The organism is Streptacidiphilus pinicola (assembly GCF_003258295.1).
GTDB classification, from domain to species: Bacteria; Actinomycetota; Actinomycetes; order Streptomycetales; family Streptomycetaceae; genus Streptacidiphilus; species Streptacidiphilus pinicola.
In genome coordinates, this window is the sequence record NZ_QKYN01000245.1 from 1 (window position 1) to 5,746 (window position 5,746).

Here is a 5,746-nt window from a genome sequence, read left to right on the forward strand (position 1 = left end):
AAGGTGTCCCAGCCGCCACGGGGGCTGGCGGGGAGGTCGGGCAGTGCGATGCCGTGGGGGTGGGCGGCATCGTAGCGGGTCACGTGCAGGACGGCGTCGGAAGGGAGGGGCGCGGTGCAGTCGTCCCAGACGACCATGTTCAGCGCGCTGCCGGGAGCGACCGCCGTGCTGGGGGTGTTGACCCGGAGCTGGCAGGTCTGGACTTCCGGGTTGGTTTGGATCTGCAGGGTGGGGTTGTTCCCGGAGTCGTCGGTCAGGACGGCGTACAGGCGTGTCTCGTCGTCGCTCCAGGCCAGGCCGTGTGAGGCGATGCGCTGGTCGGGGCCGGTGAAGTAGTAGTTGTAGGGGGTTTGGTAGGCCCGGACGTTCTGGTTGTTGGCGACGGTGCCGTCGGGGGCGATGGCGAGGGCGGTGCCGAACAGCCCGTCGGCCTTGGCCGGGTCGCGGCTGAGGTCCGTGGTGCGCAGGAAGCCGCTCGCGGTGCCGTCGTTGGAGCCGATCGCAACGTCCTTGCCGTCGGGCGTGAGCGCGAAGTCGTTGAGGGCGTAGAAGTCGAACGTGGTGCCCGCGGTGCGGGTCAGCGTGCCTGTGGCCGCCGCGTAGACCGAGAGCGTGACGGTGTCGGGGATCTTGATGGACCAGTTCTCGGCGCCGGCGACCAGGAGGCCGGGTGCGCCGGGTGTCGTCGTGAGGGTGGGCGAGGTGGACCATGTCTGGGTGTCGCGGGCGAGGGTGATGGTGCCCTCGGGGGTCAGGGCACCGATGTTGCCGCCGCTGCCGGTGGTGTATCCGAACCAGACGGTGTCGGCTGTGGCGGCGAGCGAGTCGGGGTGGGTACCGGCGCCGGTCGGGTAGGTGGCGGTCCGTGTCAGGGAGGCGGTGTCGACGGCGGTGATGGCGTCACTGTCCGGGAGGGCGGCGTACAGGGTGGTGCCGTCCGTGCTGAGGGTGAGGCCGGTGGCGCCTGAGGGCAGTGGAATCTGCTGTACGAGGGTTCCGTTGAGGTCGGTGACCAGGAGTTGGCTGGTGCTAGCGCCGCCGCTGATGAAGAGGTGGCCGTGGGCCTGGTCGACGACCAGGTGGGAGAAGTGCGCGATCGCAAGGGGAGTGCCGACAGCAGCGGTTGACGCGGCGGATGCGGTGGCCAAGGTGAGGGGTGTCAGGCCGAGCAGGGCGGCGGTGGCCGTGGCGAGCAGGCGACGGGAGGGCTTCACGACGAGAACTCCGGTAGGCGGGGTGCGGATGGGAAGGCGCAAAGGGTGCGGGACCGCGCAGTGCGGCCCCGCACCCCTTTTCATCAGGACGAGGGCTTGGTGGTGTTCCAGATCTGGTTGACCTGGTCCGGGGTCAGCGCCTGTGCGAAGGTCCGGACGTCGCTGACCAGCCCGTTGACCGGGTTCTGCAGTACGCCGCCCGTGTTGACGAGGCCGCCGATGACCAGGGGCTTGCTGGCGGCGTAGGCAGGGGTGGCGTTGTACGCGGAGCCGGCGTAGGCGCCGTTCACGTACAGCGTCATGGTGTTGCTGCCCGCGTTGTACACCGCAGCCAGGTGCGCCCAGGTGCCATGCACCGGGGCGGCTCCGCCGCCGGCGTAGGGGTAGTTGGTGCTGGCGGTGTCACTCGTCGTGGTCATGTAGTACCACTGGTTGTTGGGCTGGTCGTAGCCGATGTAGAAGGCCTGGTGGTTGTTGGTGGCCTGGCTGAGCACGGTCTGTGTGGTAGCGAGGTTGTTGAGGTTCACCCAGGCGGTGATGGTGTAGCTGCCGGCGGTGTTGACCGCAGCGGTGCTGGCGGTGAGCTGCCCGCTGCTGCCGTCGAGGCTGACGGCGGCGTTGGCGGTCAGGCGCTGGTTGGCGGCCCAGCTCACGCCGGTGCCGCTGGCGGTGAGGGGGTTGGTGGTGTCGCTGTCAAGCAGTCCGGTGGGCTCGGTGGTGGTCTGCGCGAGGGGCCACTGGTCGAAATCGGCGGTGGTGCCGGCGGCGTTGGCCGTCCCGAAGCCGGTGACCAGGTTGGCGGTGGCGACGCCGGGCCAGACCTGCAGCGCGCCGGAGGGGGTGGTGGCCCACAGGTCGGGGATGCCGTCGCCGGTCAGGTCACCGTCGGAGCCGACCAGGGGGTAGCTGGCAGCGGTGACGCCGCTGCCGATCTGTGTGCCGGGGCTGACCGCGGTCACGGCGGTGACGGTGGTGTTGGCGATCGGGTTGCCGAATGAGTCGGTGGCGGGGACGGCACCGAGCGTGAAGGTGTAGGCGTTGATGACGCCGGTGGTGCGGTTGCGGGCCCAGAAACCGGGGCGGCCGTCGCCGTGCCAGTCACCGGAGGCGATCAGGTCCCAGCCCTTCCAGCCGGTGGCGGACACCAGCACGGGGTTGTTGAGGGTGTTGTCGCTGATGGACGGGTAGAACCACAGGGCGTCGTCGCCGGACGCGTTGGTCTCCTCGGTGAGGATGCCGGTGCGGTCCTGGAACTTTCCCGCGTTCAGTGCGTTGGTGGTGATGTCACCGGTGGCGATGAACGAGGCGGTGGTGGACCAGTTGGTGGCGTATCCGGCGCAGTGGCCGTCGTTGTTCGGGTCGTAGCACGGGGGCTTGGCGACGGGGCTCTTGCTGTCGAACCGGCCGTCGGTTCCGGTGTTGCCGGGGTTCTTGTAGGTGTACAGGTAGCTGTTGCCGTCCTTGTGGACGAGCAGGTCGTCGACGTTCATTCCGCCGCGCAGGCTGCCGCGGTGGGCGATGCGGTAGCCGGTCCACGCGTCGCCGCTGGGGCTGTTGGCCTGGTTGGACGCGAAGGAGATTACGGGGCTGGTGGCGGTGGTGTTGCCGGGGACGCCGTGGTTGTAGAGGTTGCCGTCGGGGCTGGGGACGACCATGTCGGCGGAACCGTCGCCGGTGGTGTCGCCGAAGACCGGCTTGGGCCCGTTTGCGTTCCACGGCACGTAAAAGGCGTAGCCGGCGATCTGGGAGGCGTTGCCGGCGTTGTCCTCGGCCTGGATGTACTCGAGGTTGGTGCCCCAGTGCGTCGGCGTCACGGTGATCGACCCGGACGGCATGCTGCTGCCGCACTGCCAGGGGGCACTGGTCAGCTGAGTTGGGTCGGTGCCCCAGCGAAGGCATCCCACGCCAGAGGCCAGGCCGTTGCTGGCCGCCGGGTCGGTGTCCGTGAACGGGAGCTGCCCGGACTGGCCCGCGTACTTAATCGGCGCGATGCCGCTACCGGCGGCGGGGAAGTCCGTCGAGGTGCCGAAGGACACGGTGGGGGACTGCAGGTCGACGCGGAAGTGGCACGTCTGCGCGCTCGCCCCGGAGGACAGCAGTCCGTCGCTGGTGCTCGCGTCCCAGGCGTACGCGTGTCCATCGGTCAGCTTGCTGGTGGCCGTGGTGTAGGAAACGGTGCTGCCGGAGGACTTGTATCCGCCGCCGTCCGAGTAGCCGCTGTCGACGGTCGGGAAACCGGTGGCCGAGTCGTCCCACAGGTCGAACCATCCGCGGACCGGCTGGGCGGGGCTGGTCGGACTGGAGACGTTGGCGCTCATGGTGAGCCCGGCGCTGCCGGGGTTACCGACCCAGGCCTCAGTGGTGGAGTTGGTCGTCGCGTCACACGGCTGCTTCGTCCCGGCCGAGGTCTCCTGCGGTATGGGGTTGCTGGTTGAGAGGCTGGTCGGGGTGTTCGGGGTGATGTCGTACGTCATGGTGAGCGTCGGCTCGTGAACGAGGCGCTTGAACGCGTTGACGTTCGACTCGTCTCCCCGCAGACCGAACGCGATGTGCTGCCAAGGCGAGGTGGCTGCGTCCTGCACCTTGGAGGTGACATCGAACGAGAAGGGCACGTTGTCGTGGCAGTTGGAGGAACCCGAGCCGCCAACATGGTCGGTCAGGCCCATCGAACCCTCACCCGGCGGGTGGTTCCAGGTGGTCGAGGTGCTGATGCCGTTGGCAAGGTACAGGGACACCGCGTAGGTGTTGGTGCAGGACCAGTCCGCGGAGCTGTACTCCTGCAGTTTCAAGGTGGCGGTGTTAACCGTGTAGCCGGTGATCTTGCTGGTGTCGAACTGGTAGTACGTGCGCTCGGTGTCGTTCGGGCTGCAACTGCCGCCGTTGGCGTAGTAGCCGCAGGTGCCGACCCCAGGGAAGTCCGTGTCGCTGGAGCCGGTGTGACCGAAGTTGTTCTGGTCAGGGTAGGCCGACTGCGTCCAGGTCCAGAAGGGGACGCTGGCCTGCCAGTTCATCCAGGACGGGTCGATGAACACCGGATAGTGGATGTTTGAGCCGCTCAGCACGCTGGACACGGGCTTGAGGGTCACCGTGGAGCCGCTGACCGTCGTCGGCATCACCGCACTGTGCGCGCCGCCACCCGGACCAGTGGCCGTGGAGGCGTCAGAGCTTCCGGTGCTGCTGGGCGCCGACATGGTGGCCATGGCCTTCGCGCCGGCGGTACCCGTGCTGCTTCCGGTCGATGAGTCCCACATGGTGGGAGCCGGGGCGAAGAAGTCCGTGGTGGTGGTGTTGGCGACGTCGGCCTGCAGGTTGTTCTGGGAGTCGGCCGAGATCGTCAGTCCCGGTCCGCTCATGGAGATATTCAGCGTGGACAGAGCCGGATTCGCTGCGGCCGCTGCGGTCTTGACGACCAGGACCTCGCTGATGTCGCCACGAACGGTCGCGGTGACCACCAGGTCCGTGTCCGGCAGCACGTTCGCGTAGGTGGCGGCGTCCCCGGACACGGTGGGGGCAGGCAACGTGAATGGCAGCGTCAGGGACAGGGCCTTGCCGTCCGGTGCCGTCATGGTGGCGAGCGGCCCGGTCCCGCCAGCGGAGATGGACAGGGGGTTGGCTGCGGCCTTCGGCGAGAAGCCGCCGGAGCTGTTGGCCACCAGCGTGGCGTCCACTGGTGTCCAGGAGCCGTCGACCTTCGCCCGAACGGGGCTGGCAGACTGCGTGCTCGTCAACGTTCCATCGGGGTTGGCGAGCGTCTGCGAGTACGGGGTGGTCAACGCGTCGATGACCACAGGTGAGCCTGACGACTTGGCCTGGGCGATCGACCGCATCGTCGCTGCCTCGTCCGGCGGCAGATCCTGCTGGTGCTGGGCATCACCGACCGCTGGATCCACGGTGTCGGCGTGAGCCGCCCCCGGGAGCGACAGCAGAGCCGCCGTCAGAGCCAGGACGGTCGTGGCCGCGGTACGGCGGAGTCTGCCGCGCCGGCGTCGGGAACGGGGTATCGGTGGGGCGGCAGACATGCGGATTCTCATTTCAGATGTGCAGGTTGGGTATAGGTCACCCGCACGATTCCCGGCCGACTGACCCATGGTCAACACACAGCCAGCTTTAAGACCGGACATAAAGTCGCAGCTCAGGACCTATCTACACGTGTGAGAACCGCCACAGCGAGTTTTTGATCGAACAATCTTGACTGTACAGAGGCAACCCCCTCAGAGTTCCGTCTGATTCGCACCCTGATGTTGCCGGGTGCGGACTGCACACGAAACAGGGGTGGATTGTGGCTAGGCGGCGCATGGAGCGGCGAATCGGACATTGGCTGCGCGGGCGGCACCGGCTGCTCGGCACAGCATCCGTCCTCGCCGCCCTGACGACCATGCTCGCCCCCCTCAGCGGCGAGGCGTTCGCCGCCAACTGGCCGGTCGACCACCACAAGGTGTGGTCACCGCCCAACACGGCCCTTCCCCACACCCCTTCGGTCAACGGGCACAACGCCACCCCACCCGCGCCGGGCAAGCTCCACTACCCGACCC

Annotated in this window: 2 protein-coding genes; both read right to left on the reverse strand. The window is 68.1% G+C overall.

Annotated features, from left to right (window positions below):
- A partial coding sequence (locus DN069_RS38475; RefSeq protein WP_481557190.1) for a YncE family protein occupies positions 1–1,214 on the reverse strand: 1,214 nt, incomplete at its 3' end.
- Positions 1,215–1,297: 83 nt separating this feature from the next.
- Positions 1,298–5,104 carry a LamG-like jellyroll fold domain-containing protein gene (locus DN069_RS38480; protein WP_133260196.1) on the reverse strand — a complete coding sequence of 1,269 codons (3,807 nt, stop codon included), beginning with the start codon at positions 5,102–5,104 and terminating at the stop codon, positions 1,298–1,300.
- Between the last annotated feature and the right edge of the window lie 642 nt (positions 5,105–5,746).